Source organism: Streptomyces sp. NPDC005784 (assembly GCF_042871525.1).
GTDB lineage: Bacteria > Actinomycetota > Actinomycetes > Streptomycetales > Streptomycetaceae > Streptomyces.
In genome coordinates this window covers 102,579-118,843 of sequence record NZ_JBIAIQ010000006.1, presented here as the reverse complement: position 1 = coordinate 118,843, position 16,265 = coordinate 102,579, and the positions used below count along the sequence as shown (strand labels likewise).

13 protein-coding genes and 1 pseudogene are annotated in these 16,265 nt (G+C 73.2%); 2 read left to right on the top strand and 12 right to left on the bottom strand.

The features are described 5' to 3' along the window. Nucleotides 1-12 precede the first annotated feature (12 nt). Entirely contained in the window at nt 13-1,116 is a 1,104-nt protein-coding gene (locus ACFYR3_RS13030; protein ID WP_355851198.1) for a MerR family transcriptional regulator, read from the bottom strand. A 265-nt stretch (nt 1,117-1,381) separates the two neighbouring features. Between ACFYR3_RS13030 and ACFYR3_RS13025 the strand changes: the two genes are divergently transcribed. Continuing rightward, complete coding sequence (locus ACFYR3_RS13025) at nt 1,382-2,257, top strand: hypothetical protein (protein WP_389282809.1); 876 nt, start codon at nt 1,382-1,384, stop codon at nt 2,255-2,257. Nucleotides 2,258-2,345: 88 nt separating this feature from the next. Here the strand turns inward: ACFYR3_RS13025 and ACFYR3_RS13020 are convergent. The 10 genes and pseudogenes from ACFYR3_RS13020 to ACFYR3_RS12975 form a co-directional block, all read right to left on the bottom strand. Further along, nucleotides 2,346-2,939: pseudogene (locus ACFYR3_RS13020) on the bottom strand (hypothetical protein); the annotation flags it as partial. After that, nucleotides 2,845-3,750, bottom strand: coding sequence for an FkbM family methyltransferase (locus ACFYR3_RS13015; RefSeq protein ID WP_355851192.1), 906 nt, complete (start codon nt 3,748-3,750; stop codon nt 2,845-2,847). The pseudogene ACFYR3_RS13020 and the gene ACFYR3_RS13015, both read right to left, overlap by 95 nt. Next, entirely contained in the window at nt 3,747-3,974 is a 228-nt protein-coding gene (locus ACFYR3_RS13010) for a Trm112 family protein (RefSeq protein ID WP_355851189.1), read from the bottom strand. Before ACFYR3_RS13010 ends, ACFYR3_RS13015 begins: the two co-directional genes overlap by 4 nt. Then, complete coding sequence (locus ACFYR3_RS13005) at nt 3,971-4,888, bottom strand: hypothetical protein (RefSeq protein ID WP_355851267.1); 918 nt, start codon at nt 4,886-4,888, stop codon at nt 3,971-3,973. The genes ACFYR3_RS13010 and ACFYR3_RS13005 overlap by 4 nt, the downstream gene beginning before the upstream one ends. Before the next feature lie 15 nt (nt 4,889-4,903). Continuing rightward, a complete protein-coding gene (locus tag ACFYR3_RS13000) occupies nt 4,904-5,776 on the bottom strand; it encodes a class I SAM-dependent methyltransferase (protein ID WP_389282807.1) in 873 nt (290 codons plus the stop codon). After that, nucleotides 5,773-7,131: a condensation protein gene (locus ACFYR3_RS12995; protein ID WP_389282805.1), complete on the bottom strand. Its 1,359-nt coding sequence runs from the start codon at nt 7,129-7,131 to the stop codon at nt 5,773-5,775. The genes ACFYR3_RS13000 and ACFYR3_RS12995 overlap by 4 nt, the downstream gene beginning before the upstream one ends. Beyond that, nucleotides 7,128-11,972 carry an alpha-(1->3)-arabinofuranosyltransferase gene (locus ACFYR3_RS12990; RefSeq protein WP_389282996.1) on the bottom strand — a complete coding sequence of 1,615 codons (4,845 nt, stop codon included), beginning with the start codon at nt 11,970-11,972 and terminating at the stop codon, nt 7,128-7,130. The genes ACFYR3_RS12995 and ACFYR3_RS12990 overlap by 4 nt, the downstream gene beginning before the upstream one ends. Next, nucleotides 11,969-12,679 carry a class I SAM-dependent methyltransferase gene (locus ACFYR3_RS12985; RefSeq protein WP_355851261.1) on the bottom strand — a complete coding sequence of 237 codons (711 nt, stop codon included), beginning with the start codon at nt 12,677-12,679 and terminating at the stop codon, nt 11,969-11,971. The genes ACFYR3_RS12990 and ACFYR3_RS12985 overlap by 4 nt, the downstream gene beginning before the upstream one ends. A gap of 467 nt (nt 12,680-13,146) precedes the next feature. After that, the gene (locus ACFYR3_RS12980; protein ID WP_355851180.1) at nt 13,147-14,298 is read right to left on the bottom strand and encodes a glycosyltransferase family 4 protein; all 1,152 of its coding nucleotides are present in this window, start codon (nt 14,296-14,298) and stop codon (nt 13,147-13,149) included. A gap of 256 nt (nt 14,299-14,554) precedes the next feature. Next, a complete protein-coding gene (locus tag ACFYR3_RS12975) occupies nt 14,555-15,532 on the bottom strand; it encodes a DUF3068 domain-containing protein (RefSeq protein WP_355851177.1) in 978 nt (325 codons plus the stop codon). A gap of 269 nt (nt 15,533-15,801) precedes the next feature. Here ACFYR3_RS12975 and ACFYR3_RS12970 point away from each other — a divergent pair, with 269 nt between their 5' ends. After that, nucleotides 15,802-15,954, top strand: coding sequence for a hypothetical protein (locus ACFYR3_RS12970; protein ID WP_355851174.1), 153 nt, complete (start codon nt 15,802-15,804; stop codon nt 15,952-15,954). Here ACFYR3_RS12970 and ACFYR3_RS12965 read toward each other — a convergent pair. Then, the coding region (locus ACFYR3_RS12965; protein ID WP_389282803.1) for a hypothetical protein at nt 15,942-16,265 on the bottom strand (324 nt) is incomplete at its 5' end. The two genes, ACFYR3_RS12970 and ACFYR3_RS12965, sit on opposite strands and share 13 nt — an antisense overlap.

Below are 16,265 nucleotides of genomic sequence, written 5' to 3'. Positions count from 1 at the left end.
ACTTGCGGGCCCCTATCCGATCCGGATTCCGATCGGCCGCGCCGCCTCGACCAGGTCCGCGACCACACAACTGACGTTGTCCGGCCCGCCGGCGTCGTTCGCCGCCCCGATCAGGGCCCGGACGGCCGCGTCGGGATCGGGAGCCGAGGTGAGAAGCCGTGCGATCTCCTCGTCCGGCACGACGGTGGACAGGCCGTCCGAGCAGAGCAGGTAGCGGTCGCCCGGCAGTACGTCCTGCAGCCGCAGATCGGGTACGGGTGCCTCGGTCCCCAGCGCCTTGAGCAGCAGGGCGCGCTGGGGATGCGCGGTCGCCTCCTCCGGGGTGAGCCGGCCCTCGTCGACCATCGACTGGACCACCGTGTGGTCGTGGGTGATCCGGAACAGCCCGCCGTCGCGCAGCACATAGGCCCGCGAATCCCCGATGTGGACGAGCGCGAGCTGGGAGCCGGTCCACACCAGGGCCGTGAGCGTGCTGCCGGTGCCCTCCCCGTCCGGGGCCTGTGCCGTGGCGTGTCGCGGCACCAGGTCCGCCACGGCCCGGGCGGCGCCCTCCACGGCGTCCTCCAGCAGGTTGAGCACGCCACCGGCCGACAGCGGCTCGTCGTCCAGGAACGTGAGGGCCCGCACCGCCGCCGTGCTGGCGGGTGCCCCGTACGGCCCGCAGCCGTCGGCGACCGCGAGGACACGGGCGCCCGCGTGGACGCTGTCCTGGTTGGCGTCACGGACCAGACCGGTGTCGGAGAGAGCGGAATAGCGGAGTTCCAGCATGCTGGTGTCCTTCCCTGGGGACGGTGACAGATGGTCCACGAGGAACGCCGCCAGATCGCGGCGGGCGGCCGTCTCGGCCTCGACCCGGGCCCAGTACGCGCGGATCTCCCGCGCGGCCGGCCCCGGTTCCAGAGCGCACACCCGCCGGATCCGGGCGAGCGGCATACCGAGCCGCCGCAGCCACGCCACCAGCCGGGCCTGTTCGAGCTGTGCCACGGCGTAGTAGCGGTACCCCGTCTCGGGGTCCACCCGGGCGGGGCGCAGCAGCTCCAGTTCGTCGTAGAGCCGCAACGCCTTCGGCGACAGCCGGGAGGCCTTCGCGAAGGCCCCGATCGTCAACATGTCCATGCACCCACCCCGTAGCTCCCGTGTCCGGGCCGTTCCCCGTTTCCGGTTCCTCGTTCTGTCACCGATGCTGGGCCCTGCCCCTTGGTGAAGGTCAATATTGGCTTGGCCCGGGGGTGCGGATGGTTGTTAGCCTGCGGCGGGATTGTCCTGGGTGGCGTGCCGGTGGGGTGCGTCCGAGGCCGTACGCAGGTGTCGTACGTCGGTGTCGTGCGCCGCAGCCGTACGTCGATGTCGTACGCAGGTGCCGTACGAGGATGGAGTCCGTGTGGCCCGTATCGCGCTCGTCACGTACGACCTGGGCGAGGAGCCCGGCGCGGACCGGGATCTGCCCGTGCTGAGGGGAGCCCTCGAGGACGCCGGGGCGGTGGCGGACATCGTGCACTGGGACGATCCCGGGGCCGACTGGGCGGGGTACGACCTGGCGCTGATCCGCTCGACCTGGGACTACAGCCGGCGGGTGGCGGAGTTCGTGGCGTGGGCCGAGCGGTGCGCGGGGCTCACGCGGCTCCTGAACCCGGCGCCGGTCGTGCGCTGGAACACGGACAAGCGTTACCTCGGGGACCTGGCGGACGCGGGGGTGCCGGTCATTCCGACCAGGTATCTCGCGCCGGGGGACCCGGTCGAGCTGCCCGGCGACCACGAGTTCGTCGTGAAGCCCACCGCGGGGGCGGGGGCGCGCTATGCCGCCAGGTATACGCCGAAGGAGCGGGAGACCGCCCTCGGGCAGCTCGCCCGGATGCACGCCGAGGGGCTGACCGCGATGGTCCAGCCGTATGTGACGAACATCGACACCGGGGGCGAGCGGGCGCTCCAGTTCTTCGGCGGACGGCTGCTGCACGCCAGTCGCAAGGGAGCCGTACTGGAGCCGGGGACGCCCTACGACGGGGCGAAGACGCCCCACCCGCGGCTGGAGGTCTGGGAGCCCACCGCCGCCGAACGGGCCGTCGCGGAAAGGGCGTTGGCCGCCGTACCGGGAGGTGCGGACAGTGTGCTCTACGCCCGTGCCGACCTCGTCGACGGTGACGACGGCGAGCCCCGGGTGATGGAGCTGGAACTCGTCGAGCCGAACCTCTTCCTGTGGCTCCACCCGCGGTCGCTGCCCGTCGTCGTCGACCGGATCCTCAAGGCCGCCGCCTCTTGAGCGTCCCGTCGGAGGTCCCGTCGGCGGGCTTGTCGGCGGTCCGGTCCGCGGACTCCTGAGCGGGCTTCTCGGGGGATGCCGGTACGGGTCCCTTGACGCCCACGCGTTGCAGCAGCCCCCAGGTGAACTCCGCCGCGCACGCGTGCGGCACGCCCGCCGCGTCGGGGGCCGTGAACATCAGGCCCCAGCGGGTCGGTGCCGTGCCCTCCAGGGGCCGGGCGGGGGCGAAGGCGCGGGCCGCCTCGTCGACCGTGCAGCACCAGGGGGCCAGGTCCTCCAGGGTCTCCAGCACCGGGGCGGCGGCACCCGGGGCCCGTACCAGCCATTCGTTCCAGGCGACGCCGTTCGGGGCGAGCAGGACCTCGAAGCGCAGACCGGGCCACAGAGGCACCGGCCATTGCAGGGCCTCACAGGTCAGATCGCCGATCCGGCGCTCCCGCGCGGACTCGGGGGCACCGAGGACCGAGCGGTAGCGGGACGCGGCGGACCGGGTGCGCGGTGTGCGCAGCATCGCCTGCCAGCGCCGGTTCGCCTCCCGCATGTCGGCGATGGACGCACCCAGTTCGTGACGGGCGTCCTCGACCAGGTCAGGGTTGTGGTCGGCCATGCGGCGCAGCAGGACCAGCTGGAAGTCGAGCGGGGTGAAGGGGGTGGCGGGGCGTTTGGCCGGCATGGGGTCCATGGTCGCGCACCCGGCCCTCGCCCGGACGGCGCCCGTCCGGCAGGAACAGCACCGAGTTGACGTACCGCGGTCCGCGCGGCGGCAGCACCCGGCGCAACAGCCCCTGCGAGACGACGTACGACATCCGCGCCTGGTGCGCCTCCAGGGGGAAGGAGGCGAGCGGCACCCAGTCGGCGCCGGGCAGCACCCAGCCGGTGTACCCCTGCTCGGCGAGCCGCTCGACGACCGGGGCGACCGGCTGGATGCGGGACTCCAGCTCGATGAAGAGGGCGGGGCGGTCGCGGGCCAGCAGATCCCGGGCGCCGCGCAGCACCGCCGGCTCATTGCCGTCCACGTCGATCTTGATGAAGCCGACCTCGCGCAGGTCCAGGCTGTCCAGGGTGAGGCAGGGCACCTCCAGCGCGCGGGCGTGGATGTCCCGGCGGACGAGTGAGGACACGCCCCGGTCGCCCGCGTCGTCCGCGGGCAGCCACAGCCGGGCGGTGCCCCGGTGGTCCGAGGCGGCGGCCCTGATCACACATACGTTGTCCGGAGCGGCCGAGGACAGCAGGCGGGCCAGGTGCGGCACGGGTTCCACGGTCACCACCCGGCGGGCCAGCGGGGCGAGGCGGCGCGTCCACGGGCCGTACCAGCCGCCCACGTCCACGGCCGTGCCGCAGCCGGGCGGACACAGGTCGGCGAGCCGGGCCAGTTCGGGTTCGAAGCGCGGATAGACGAACCGGGCCGTTGCCGCGACCAGGCGGGTGGGAAGGAAGGGGGCGAGGCGGGCGGCGAGGGTCCTGGCCGCGCGGCCGTCGGCTGATCCGGTCATGGCGCCATCCGCCTGAGAAGTCGCTGGTGTTCGTCCTCCGTCACCTGCTCCCCGGAGGACGGCAGCAGTTGCGGGATGCCGTCCACGACGGGGTAACGGCGGCGCAGCCGGGGGTTGTAGAGCACTTCCTCGGACGGCCGGCTCTCATCCGGCGGGACGAGATGCAGCGGGCCCTTGTCGAGCGGACAGGCGAGGATTTTCAGCAGCGGGTCGTCGGGTTTCATGGGATGCCTCCGGGGGGCGTCAATTGCTTGGCACCGATGGGTGGTTGAGGCGCCTCGTCATGCTTGGGCATGGCGAGCAGGACGGTCACCGCGAGAACGGTGCCGGCCAGCCGCAGCGCGAGCCGGACCGGATCGTGCGGCAGCGCCTCGCCGAAGGTGAGCGTGCCGAGCACCGCCGTGAACAGACAGGTCACGGTCGTGCAGACCGGCACGATCAGCGAGGCCCGGCAGCGCTGGAGCGCCGCCTGCGACATGACCAGCCCGAACGCGCCGGTGAAGAGAAGGAGATACGGGTACGGGGAGCGCAGCAGGCCGACGACCGCGCCGCCCGGGTCACCGGCCGTCAGCCGGCTCGACACCCCCTTGATGGCGAGCGAGCTCACCCCGTACAACAGGCCCACCGCCACGCCGTATTCGACGCCGGTGCTCGGCATTCGGTGCCGGTGCCGGGAACGGCGCTCGGCGGCCCCGTACAGCCAGACGCCCAGCGCGAGCGAGGGCAGGCAGACCGTGAGGACGAGCGGCGCCGGAGCGCCGCGCCCGACCGTGTCGGAGCCCTCGCGCAGGGACAGCACGACCATCAGCAGGGCGAGCAGGATCGCGCCGAGCGCGTACCGTTCGCGGCCCGTTGTCTCCTCGCCGAGCAGCCGGGAGGAGAGCAGCACGAGGAGTACGAGCCCGGACACGAAGATCCCCTGCGCGGCGGCGATCGGCAGGGTGCGGTACACGGCCAGCTGCGCGCCGAACCCGGAGGCCAGCGCGAGCGAGCCGCCGATCCACAGCGGGCTGCCGAGGACCAGGCGGAGCAGCCGGGCGGGGCGGTGGATGTCCACCTCGGGCAGGGCCGCCAACGCGCGTTTCTCCAGGACGAATCCGGTGCTGTACAGGACGTTCGCCAGCAGAGCCGCCGTCACTCCCCACCACATGGGCTACGTCCTTCGCGCGTGCAGGAGCAGGATCGAGGACAGGGACGGCACGGCACAGGCCAGCCGGTCCAGCGGGCGCAGCGGACGCGGTACGCCGTGGAAGGGCGCGCCCGCCAGCCGGACGACCTCGAAGCCGGAGGCGGCCACGAACTGCCGGAGCGCGCGGGCCGTGTAGAGCCGCAGATGGCCGACGACCTCCCGCCCCGGACGGCCGTGCACGGCGCGCAGACTCACCTCGGAGAAGACGGGCTGGACACCGGCGAGCAGCAGGCCGCGGTTGTACCACGCTGCCAGGTTCGGGGTGGACAGCATCAAGTGGCCGCCGGGGCGAAGCACTCGGCGGATCTCGTCGAGGGCGCCGTCCGGGTCCACGAGGTGCTCGACGACCTCGCTGAAGAGCACCGCGTCCGCCGTCGCCGTCGCGAACGGCAGCCCCTCGTCGGCGAGTTCACCGCGAATCGCGTACGGGACCCGGGTGCGGGCCCGGCTGAGGGCGTCCTGCGACCAGTCGACGCCGACCACGCGGTGCCCGGCCAGGAAGGGTGCGGCGGTCGCGGCTGCGGTGCCGTCCCCGCAGCCGATGTCGAGCACGGTCCTCGCGCCCGCCGTGGCCGGGCCGAGCGCAGCGGCCAGCATCCGCGCCTGGCGCAGACTGCGCGGGGTTCCCGAGGCGACGGGGACGGCCGGATCCTCGTAGAAGTCACGAAGTCCGCGGCGGGCGCGTGGTGTTGGGCCGGCCTGGGTGGATTGGGTGGACGGGGCGGAAGGTGTGGAGAGGGTGCTCTGAGTGGATGAGGCGGACGGGGTGGTCGGCGTCGACGGGGTGGTCCGGATGGACGGAGGTGTGGTTCTCGTGGACTTCGCGCCGGTGGTCATCCGCCGGTCGCCTCCCTCTCCTGGGTCGCGTGCAGATAGTGCTCGAAGAGGTCGCGGAGGTGGCCCCCGTCACCGTGGCCGAGCAGACTGCTCGACCAGCGCAACGAGACGTGCAGCCGGCCCGCGGTGGACGCGGTCGTGACGGTCAGTCCGCGGGGCGTCCGGGCCGGGGCCGAGAACCAGACCGCGTGGGCGCGGCCCGCCTCCTCGCCGAAGTCGAGCGAGTACGGGATGCGGCCGATGTTGCTGAGCAGGACCGTCGACGTCCAGGGCCCGGCCGCCCTGCGCAGGCCCCGGGTGACCGCGGCACGCCAGGCCACCGGCACCACGGGTGCCGTCAAGAGGGCTGCTCCGTAGCCCAGTTGAGGCCGCTCGGCGGACTTCAGGGCGCGGGTGCGGGTGGCCGTGCGGCGCAGCAGTTCGCCCATCCGGGACGCGTCCACCTCCTCGGGGGCGAACGTCACCTCGACCAGCCGCGTTCCGTTGCCGATCGGCATGTCCGCGCCGCGCGGCCGGTCGTCGACCGGCATCGTGATGCGCAACGGGCGCGGACGCGCGCCGTGTTCCCTGTTCCAGTGGGCGACCATCAGCGCGGTGGCCGCCATGAGCTGGTCGTTCACCGTGTAGGGGGAGCCCTTGGGGCGGCGGGGCACACCGAGCTCGGTGACGATCAGGCCGTTTCCGGGGGAGGTCTCGGGGCTGCCCTGGGCGACTCGGGCGGGCGGGGTCCAGTTGGAGGGGGCGGCGTTCCCGTCCCCCGGTTCCGGGGCGTCCGGGACGCGCACCGGCGGGGCGGAGGGGGTGTTGTCCCTGCCTCCGTACAGCTCCGCCGCGGTGGCGAGGACGCGCAGACACGCGGGGCCGTCCAGGGCGGTGTGGTTGATGGTGAGGAGGAGGGTGGTGCCTCCGCGGGCGGGTGCGGGGCCCGCCCCCTCCGTCCCCTCCGTCCCCTCCACCACCTCCAGCCGGATCGGCGGGGACGCCGACAGGGGCGGGGCCTCCTGGAGGGTCCTGGTCCGGGCGGTCCGCAGGGCGTCCGGGCCAGGGGGCGGGAAGGACACCACCCGGACGTCCGGTTCCGCGGTCAGCTCCCATTCGTAACGGCGCCGGTACCAGGGCCCCGGGGCCTCACGCATCAGGACGCGCGGATGACGGCGCAGGGCCTCCGTGAACGCGGCCGTCAGACGGGCCCGGTCGACGGGGCCCGGCAGATGGATCTCGATGTGGACGGTCTCCGGCTCCTCCTCCTGGCTGCAGTGCCGGGAGACCTCGTCCACCACCGGGAACGGAACGCGCCCGCGGGGTCCCGCGGGGCCGCCCGTGCCGTCCTGTGCCGCATGCTCCACCGTGGTCACGCCGACCCGTCCTTCCCTGTGTCGTCCCGGGGCTCCTCGGGCGGACTCACCCGGAACCTCGGCTTGCGGAACGCGATCCGCGCGGCCGGCGCATCGGGCACGGGCCGCGGCGCCCCCGGCCCCCGCGCGGAGACCGTGGGCCCAGAGGTGACCCCGACCCCGGCTCCGGTCCCGGCTCCGGCCTGGGTTCCGGCTCCGGTCCCGGCTCCGGCCTGGGTTCCGGCTCCGGTCCCGGCTCCGGCCTGGGTTCCGGCTCCGGTTCCGGCTCCGGCCTGGGTTCCGGCTCCGGTTCCGGCTCCGGCCTGGGTTCCGGCTCCGGTTCCGGCTCCGGCCTGGGTTCCGGCTCCGGTCCCGGCTCCGGCCTGGGTTCCGGCTCCGGTCCCGGCTCCGTCCTCGGTTCCGGCTCCGGCCTCGGTCCCGGTTCCGGCCCCGGTTCCGGTTCCGGTTCCCGCCTCGGTTCCGGCTCCGGACAAGTCGCCTTCCTGCTCCGCCGCACCGGCCTTCTGTTCGGCCGGAGGGACCTCGTGCCCCGCCGCACCGGCCCCCGGCTCCGCCGCCCGGCCCTCCCGCTCCGGCGGACGACTGCCCCACCGTGCCCTGAACCCCGCCGGCAAGGTTCCCGGGCCGCGCGTCTCGCCGCGTACCCGTTGCGGCAGCGGTGCTGTGGGGGCCTCCGAGGAGTCCGGCCGCGGCGACCAGCCCGGTGCGTTGGACACCCCCGGCCCGTCGGGCTCCCATACGCTCACCAGCCCCGCGAACAGGCCGATCAACGCCAGGAGTTGGGCGGCGGGACCGAAGGCCCCCGCACCCGCGGAGACGGGCGATCCCGCACCTGTCGCGGCCGCGATCCCCGCCCCGGCGAGCGCGAGGAACGCGATCGGTACGAGCAGCGTGTGGCGGCGCCGGGCCAGCAGGGCCAGGGCCGGGACCAGCAGGGCGAGGAAGCCCGCGACGAGGATGCCCACCAGGGTGAGGGCGACCAGGCCCAGCCAGATCCCCGGCAGTGGTGGCACCGGCTGCGGCTCGTCGGGGTTCGGCGAGCGGCGGCGCCACACGACGAGGCCCACGAGCACGGCCACGGCGACCCCGCCGCCGATCAGCCCGGCCTGGTACGTCGTCGCGGGCTCGTACGACAGCTTGACCGTGCCGCCCGCGCCGGACGGGATCCGCCAGCCCTGCTGCCAGCCGTCGAGCCGTACCGGCGTGAGTTCCTTCCCGCCCAGGGTGGCCTTCCAGCCGTCGTTGAAGTTCTCGTACGTCGTCAGGTACGAGGCCGCGCCCGCGCCCACCGTCACCTCGCGGCGGTCGCCCAGCCAGTCCCGTATCTTCAGGGCCCGACCGGAGGTGGAGGCCTCGGGCGGTGTGCCGCGGGTCAGTGTCACGTCCGTGACGGCCAGTGGCCCGCCGTCGCCCGCCTCGACCCGGTGCGCACCCCCGGACAACTGCAAGTCGGCGGTCGAGCGCCCTTCTTGACAGAGCGTCACTTCGATGGCCCGGCGCTCCACCAGGTCCCGCACCGTTCCCTTCGCGCTCGTCTCGTACAGCGTCCCGTCGACCGCGACGACCGGGCCCTTCCCGCAGGGGAGCGAGAAGGGGCGGGTGCCGGTGGGCTGCCGGGTGCGGTACTGGTCGAGCGCGGGGACGTACGCCTCCGTGAGGCCGACCGGCAGTTGCAGGTCGGCGCCGGCGACCGGGTTGTGGACGGTCAGGGGAGCGGTCTCGGTGACGGTGATGTCGAGGTGGTCGGTGGTGATGGGGTCGAAGCGGGCCCAGCCGAACTCGTCGACCCCGACGATCGCCGCGCCGTCCGGGGAACTGATGTCGACCTTCGTCGGGCGGGTCGACAGACCGCCCGCCGGGGCCAGCACGATGGACGAGACGGGCTGCTTGCCCGGCCAGCTCAGATGGATCGTCGGGTTGCCGCCCGCGATCCACGCCGTCGTCAGGTCGCCGTCGGTGAGGTTGCGCGCGGACAGGCCCGCGCCCAGCTTCGCCGTCGAGTCCGCGGTCGCCGTGATCCGGTTCCGCTGCCCGGGCGCGACCTCGTACAACAGCTTGTCGAGTTCCTCGCCCGGCACGGGGACTGCGTCCGCCTTCACGGTGTACGCCCCCGCCGTCGAGGTGGAGAAGACGCGGTGCAGGCCCGCCTCGGTGCCCGTCGGGGACAGCCCGGTCGGGTCGGTGGAGCGGTGCAGGGAGACGATCTCGGCGGAGGCGTCCGAACCCGAGGCGTCCGTGGGGAGCTTGAGCAGACGAGTCACCCGCACGCCCGGCGGCGCGATCTCGGAGAAGCCCGCACCGGTGAGCCCAGCGTGCCGTTCGGTGGAGGAGACGATCGTGATCTTGAGCCAACCCGTCTCGCCGGAACGGGCCCTGACGGACTGTTTCCTGCCGTTCGGAAGGAGGTAACTGGTGGCGGAGCCCTTCTCGGTCTCGACCCGGATCCGGGTCGCCGCCGAGCGCACACCGTCCTGCGGCAGCGGGATCACGTCGAAGGACGCGGGCACGTCCACGGAGCCGTCGAAGCGGATCCGCAGCCACTGGCCGTTCGCCGAGCCCGCCGCCCCCTCCGCCCACGCCGTGTCGGGGTTGCCGTCGAAGGCGTTCACCGGGTCGTACTGCGGGAGTTGGAACAGCCAGTTGCCGGTGGACGAGGCCGTGACGGAGCGGGCGCCGCGCAGCTCCGCGACGGTCTGGTGCGTGACGCCCTCGGCCGGAAGGATCTGGCGTGGGTTCTTGCCGGGGTCCTGCAGGCTGCCGCTGTCGTTGCGCTGGTCGCGCGTGTACGTGTACGAGGTGTTGGCGTCGACCAGGCCGAAGCGGGTGTCGGCGCGGCGCAGCCCGTCGCCCACCACCTGGACCGGCGCGGTGCCGAGACCGGGATGGTTGTCGCCGGTCAGCACGGCGGCGCGGCCCCGTATCGCGGGGTCGGCGGCCAGCGGGAGCAGCGACTCGGGCCCGCCGGACACCACGGCGGTGTCGGCGATCGGTTTGAGTCCTGCCTGCCCCGGCCGTGGCACGGCCGGGTCGGCCGGCTCGTAGATCTCCACGGCGCGCTCGCGCGGATAGAGCCCCTCGACCTGGAGCGGGGTGTGGTTCGCGATCCGGCCGACGGTCATGACCGGCCCGAACCCGTCGACCCGCCGGTACCCGGACTGCTCCAGCGTCCGCCGCACGGTCGCGGTCGGGACGTAGCCGATCTGGCCGGGGTCGAGATCGTTGCGTACGACGACGTAGTACAGGCCCGCGCGGCTAAGATAGTCCGCCAGACCCGGGACGTCGCCGCCGGTCAGCAGGGCCTGTTCGACCGCGTCCATGGCGCGCCGGTTGCCCGGGGTTCCGAAGGGGACGTAGTCCCGCTCGGCCCAGCGGGAGCCGGCGAGCACGTCGAGGGGCTCGTCGATGGGGGAGCCCCAGGTGTAGATGCCGTGCGCGGTGGCGGGGACGACGAGGGCGCGGGAGTCGGGCGAGTACTTCTTGAGCCAGTCCGCGGTCGTCTGCCAGTACCGGGGGAGCTCCTGGAACGAACCCGGTTGCAGGATCGACCCGTTGAGATACGGCCAGGCGAGTCCGGGCACGACGAGGACCGCCGCGATCAGCGGGGCGAAACGCCGGCCGCGCACCGGGCGGGCGCCGTGGGTCCGCGTCGCCACGCCCACCAGATGCGCGAGGCCGAGGACGAGGGCGAGCGCGAGGCCCGTCTGGAACTTGTAGATGTTGCGGAAGGGGACGAGCCGGCCGTTCAGCCAGTCCTGGACCACGCCGTGGAAGGGGGCTCCGAACGAACCGCCGTACCCGGCAAGGGTGATGAGCGCGACCGACAGTACGGTCAGTACCAGCCAGCGGCGCTCGGGCATGTCCCGTCTCGCCAGGCCCGCGAGACCGAGGCCCGCCGCGAGCGCCGAACAGACGATCACGATCACCGAGGACGCGACGGACCAGCCGGCCGGCAGCCAGGCCTCGCCGAAGTGCAGATAGGCCACCCAGTTGCCCGCGCCGCGCAGCGACTCGGTGGCCGACATGGTGGCGGTCGTGGTCTGCGAAGTCTCTATATAGGGAAGGAAGTTCTCCCCGTAGGCGCCGAGCAGCAGCAGCGCGATCCACCACCAGGCCGTCGCCAGGATCACGCCCGGCACCCACCAGGAGATGAGCCCCCGCTGCCGGGGCCCGCGCGGGCGGGACAGCAGATAGAGCCCGACCGGGAGGAGCGACGCCAGGGTCGCGGCCGCGTTCACCCCGCCCATGAACGGGACGACCAGCGCCGAGCGCAGGGCCGCGATCCGGGCGGTGTAGCGCTCGTCGGTGAGCGGCAGCAGGACCCAGGGGAGGAAGGCGCCCGGGAGCGCGGCCGCCGAGGTCGAACCGACGACGATGGTGAAGACCGGCCACAGCGCGTACGCGACGGCGGCGAGCAGACGGGACGCGCCGCTGCCGATGCGCAGCCGCTCGGCCAGCCTGAGCGCGCCCCAGAAGGCGACGGACACGACGATCGACAGCCACAGCCGTTCCGCCAGCCACACCGGGAGGTGGATCAGCCGGCACAGGCCGTAGTACGGCAGCATCGGCCAGGCGTAGCCGACGTACTGGTCCTGGATGCCGCCGAAGCCGCCCCGGTCGTGCCACAACTGGCCCAGGTCGGTGAGGAATTGCCAGGGATCGAGCGTGACTCCGAGCTTGGTGTCGAAGGTCGTACGTCCGGGGTGCACGGCCAGGAACAGCACGAACACCACGGCCCAGAATCCCAGCAGCCACCGCCGGGAGCGCGGCCCCTCCGGGGGGCCGGACGTGCCGGTGGCGGGGCGGACCGCTGCCGGGGGAGGAGCCTGGACCGTGCTCGTCATGGTGGACACCGCCGGAGGATGAGGAGGAGGTTCCAGGTGGCGAACTCGCGCAGCCCCGGCGCCTTGGCGACGGCTTCCGCGAGGAAGGGCCAGTAGCGGGAGCGGGCCGAGACGACCGTGATGTCGTCGCGGGCGCGCACCTGCCGCAGGGTGGTGCCGATGTGCACGGCGAAGAGGTTCTCGCCGAGGGTGTGCTTGGCGGGCTTTCCGGTACGGCGCCGGTAGCGGGCGCGAGCCCGTTCGGCGCCGAAGTAGTGCCAGGGCGCCCACTCGTGACCGCCCCACGGGGACAGCCAGTTGGTGAACGACACGTAGATGAGCCCGTCCGGACGGGTCACCCGGATCATTTCGCTCAGGAACGTCTGCGGATCGGCCACGTGCTCAAGGACGTTGGAGGAGAAGCAGACGTCCGCGACCCCGTCCGCGAGCGGCAGCAGATAGCCGTCGGCGACGACGGCCGACCCGGGCGGTTTCGGGCCGAGCTCCCGCAGGTCCGGCTCGAAGAGATAGGCGTGAGCGCCGCGCCGCCGGAACTCCTCGGTGAAGTAGCCGCCGCCGCCCCCGATGTCCACGACGGTACGGCCCTCGACGGCGCCGTACGCCGCCTCGACCTGGTCGGCGGCGTCCCGGGCGAGCAGCGCGTAACAGGCCCCGGGGTCGTCCTGCTCGTGCAGGAAGGCCCGGAAGAGCGCGAGCGACCGGCGCACGGAGGGATCCTTGAGCCCGGTGCCGGTGCTGGTGCCGGTGCTGGTTCCGGTACCGGCCCCGCCGCCGGCGCCGGCGCCAACATCTTCGCCTGCAAGGCCACTTGTGCCGGTGCCGCCCCCGGCGTCGGGGTCGGCACGGGTACAGCCACCGGCGTCGGCACTGGTGCTGGTGCTGGTGCCGGTACGTTCCCGCTCGTCGTTCGGCGTCCGCCTGTTTCCGGGCGGCTCGGTCGTCACCTGTCGCTCGGCGGCCGACCCGGCATCAGGCCGGCTGTCTCCACCGGCGGGTTCGGCGCCCGTCATGGCGCCCAGCCCGTCACCGCCTCCTCGGCCGGCCCGCCCGGCATCAGGCCGGCCGTCTCCACCGGCGGGTTCGGCGCCCGTCATGGCGCCCGGCCCGTCACCGCCTCCTCGGCCGGCCGGCCCGGCATCCGGCCGGCTGTCTCCACCGGCGGGTTCGGCGCCCGTCATGGCGCCCAGCCCCTCACCGCCTCCGCGGCCACCGCTTCGAACCGGCGGACCGTGTGGTTCCAGCGGTACCGGGACGCACGGTCGCGTGCGGCCCGGCCCATCACAGCGCGACGATGGCCGGACAGGGCCAAGGTGCACCAGGCCGCCGCGAAGGAGGACTCGCCACGGGCCAGCACCCCCGTCTCGCCGTCCACGACGGAGTCCCGCAGCCCGGGTACGTCGAAGGCGATGGCCGGGGTCTCGCGCGCTGCCGCCTCGGTGACCACCAGTCCCCAGCCCTCGACCGCCGACGGATGCAGCAGCAGCCAGGCGGCGCAGAGCAGCCGGTGCTTCTCGGCCTCGGCGACATGACCGGTGAACTCGACTCCGGGGCCCGCGAGTTGTTCGAGGCGCTCCCGCTCGGGGCCGTCCCCGATGATGACCAGCCGGCCGCCGGTGACCGGGCGGACCCGCTCCCAGAGCCGGAGCAGCAGATCGATCCGCTTGTACTCCACGAGCCGTCCCATCGACACGAACAGCGGCTCGGGCGAGCGCGCGGCCCGCGGCCCCGGCTCCTCGACCCCGTTGTGCACGACCCGGATGCGGTCCCGCTCGACCCCGATCGTGTGCAGGGCGTGCGCCGTCGAGGGAGAGACGGCGACGAGCAGATTGCGGCGCTGCGCGCCGGCCAGCGCCCAGTGTTCGAGTCTTCGGCCGAGCCGGGCGGCGGGCGCCAGCGGTCCGCCGAACCGCATCGTCCACAGATCCGTGTGCACATGGTTGACCAGGCAGAGCGTGGGACCGCGGTGCCACAGGGGTGTCAGGTACGGCAGCCCGTTGCACACCTCGACGAGCAGGTCGCAGTCACCGACCTGGCGGTGCAGGGCCGGGCGGGCGCGCAGGAAGTGGCCCAGGTCGCCGCCCGCCGAGACGACCCGGTAGTCGCGGTAGGACGCGGGGCCACCGCACAACAGGGTGACCTGGTGGCCGAGCCGGGTCAGCCCGTCGGCCAGCCGGTCGACCAGGAGTTCGGAGCCGCCCGCCGCGGGATTGCCGAGATCACGGCGGGCGAGGAAGACGATGCGGCGCGGGTGTGGGGGGAACGCCGGAGGGTACTGCGCGGGGCGCGGGGACGCGGTGCGCAGCGGGGACGGCACGTGCTGGGGCATGGGTGCTCCAACTCGTCTCGGGGTGCGGAACTCAGTGTGGGGGGCGGGACGCGGTGCGGTCGTCGGTGATCGTGCGGGCTTGAGCGCTTCCTGTGGGTGACGCCGGGTCCGCCCGGCCGTGGGGGGCGCGGGCGCTTGCTGTAACGGGGCTGTGGACGGGCTGTGTTCGGGTGGGGCTGGACAGTTTTCGCCGAGCCGTTCGCGTCGGCTACTCACCGGAGTGACAATTTCGGGGCTTTGTGGAGCTGACGGCGCATCACATCGTGAAGGAAGTGGGGGACGACTCGGACGAACCGGGATCACGCCGCCCGCGTACCATCAAAACGGTGCCCAACGCGGCCAGGACGAATCCCACCACACCGGCACCGATCGGCAACGTCTGTCCCAGTAGGCGCAGTTGACCGCTCTCGGTCTTCGCCTGCGCGACCTGGTCCCGCTGGGTCGCGGCGGTGAAGGCCAGCTTCCGGCTGTCCAGCAGCACCGCCGCGTCCTTCTCGCCGCCGGGGGCACGCAGTGTCCTGCGCGGGCCGACCTGCGCGTAGATCACCCGTCCGGTGCGCTGGTCCACGACGAGTTCGACGAGGTGGTTGGAGTACCACTCCTCCGCGAGCACCTGGCTGCGCTGCGGCTCCCCGACGATCAGTCCCGGCACCAGCCGGGTCCCGGTCCGGGTGGCGGGGACGGTGCCGGTGAACCGGTACCCCTCGTACCCGCGGATCTTCCGGGTGCCCCTGTAGTGCAGGGTGACGGGCGCGCCGAGGGAGTCGTCCCACCAGCGGTAGGCGCGTTTGTGCACGTCGAAGGGGAATTTCAGATAGGCCTCGCCCTCGAAGTACGGGCTCTCCTTGCAGCAGTGCACCGGCTCGTTGGACCTGCGGTCGGTGACCCAGCGGCCCGGCGTGAACTCCAGGGCGTCGTGCGGGTCGGCCGCGGGCAGCGACCGGTCCGTGTCGACCGTCGTCGTCACGTCCCAGACGGCCTTCCCGCTGCGCTCGCTGTCGGCGACGTCGCCGCGCACCACCTGGGTGACGGTGATGTTCTGGCCGGGTACGGCCTCCACCTTGTCGGTGTCGAAGACGGTGCCGGTGCCGGTGTAGACGGCGGTCGTGTCGATGTCGATCGGGTTCACGGCGGCACGTGGCTCCACGTACCAGGCGAGCATCGGAGCCAGCACCAGCAGGAAGGTGCCGAGGCCGACGAGGATCAGGGAGACAGGTGAGAAATTGCGGCGCATCCGGGCACTCCAGGGGCGTGAGGAGGCTCGACGCACAGGTGGTATCCGGTGGTACGAAGGGATATGGATGCGTCGACACCGAGGGAGAAAGTGCACGTGCGGTATGGGCCGGGAACCGTAGGCGCACTCTTGACGGAGTGTCAATGCATTGTCGAGACTGGGCACTTGCCGGACGGGGCCGGTGTGGACGGTGTCCGTGGGACCGCTCGACCGTGGCCACGCGGACTCCCGGGGTGGGGACGACCTCCGACAGAGAGGCTGACCCTGCGATGTCCAGACTGCTCGCCGCCGCACTCACCGTCGCCGTCGCCGCCGCACTCGCCGTGGGCGCCGCCCTCGGCATCGTGGCCGTGCTCGACGCGACTCCCGACCAGCCGAACACGCCACTGATCACCTACCAGAATGCCGGTCAGGAGCGCTGACCGTGCCGAGCCGCAGAGGCGCACGGCCGGCGCTGCCGGGCGAGGACGGGGGTCCCTCCTGGCCGGGCGGACCCGAGATCCCGGGTGCGCGCGGAGACCCCGACGAGGCGGAGTCCGGGCGAGGCCGTCCTTCCGGCGCGGGCCGTGGTCGCGCTCCCGGCGTCGGCCGTGACGCGGTCGGGATCCCGGGTGTGCGCTTGGGCTCCGACGAAGGGGAGTCCGGGCGAGGCCGTCCTTCCGGCGCGGGCCGTGGTCGCGCTCCCGGCGTCGGCCGTGACGCGGTCGGGATCCCGGGTGTGCGCTTGGGCTCC

Coding starts and splice junctions, on each gene's coding strand:
- ACFYR3_RS13000 (WP_389282807.1), bottom strand. CDS start 5,776: ATGACCACCGGCGCGAAGTCCACGAGAACCACACCTCCGTCCATCCGG.
- ACFYR3_RS12980 (WP_355851180.1), bottom strand. CDS start 14,298: ATGCCCCAGCACGTGCCGTCCCCGCTGCGCACCGCGTCCCCGCGCCCC.
- ACFYR3_RS12975 (WP_355851177.1), bottom strand. CDS start 15,532: ATGCGCCGCAATTTCTCACCTGTCTCCCTGATCCTCGTCGGCCTCGGC.
- ACFYR3_RS13015 (WP_355851192.1), bottom strand. CDS start 3,750: ATGACCGGATCAGCCGACGGCCGCGCGGCCAGGACCCTCGCCGCCCGC.
- ACFYR3_RS13010 (WP_355851189.1), bottom strand. CDS start 3,974: ATGAAACCCGACGACCCGCTGCTGAAAATCCTCGCCTGTCCGCTCGAC.
- ACFYR3_RS12990 (WP_389282996.1), bottom strand. CDS start 11,972: ATGACGAGCACGGTCCAGGCTCCTCCCCCGGCAGCGGTCCGCCCCGCC.
- ACFYR3_RS13030 (WP_355851198.1), bottom strand. CDS start 1,116: ATGGACATGTTGACGATCGGGGCCTTCGCGAAGGCCTCCCGGCTGTCG.
- ACFYR3_RS12970 (WP_355851174.1), top strand. CDS start 15,802: ATGTCCAGACTGCTCGCCGCCGCACTCACCGTCGCCGTCGCCGCCGCA.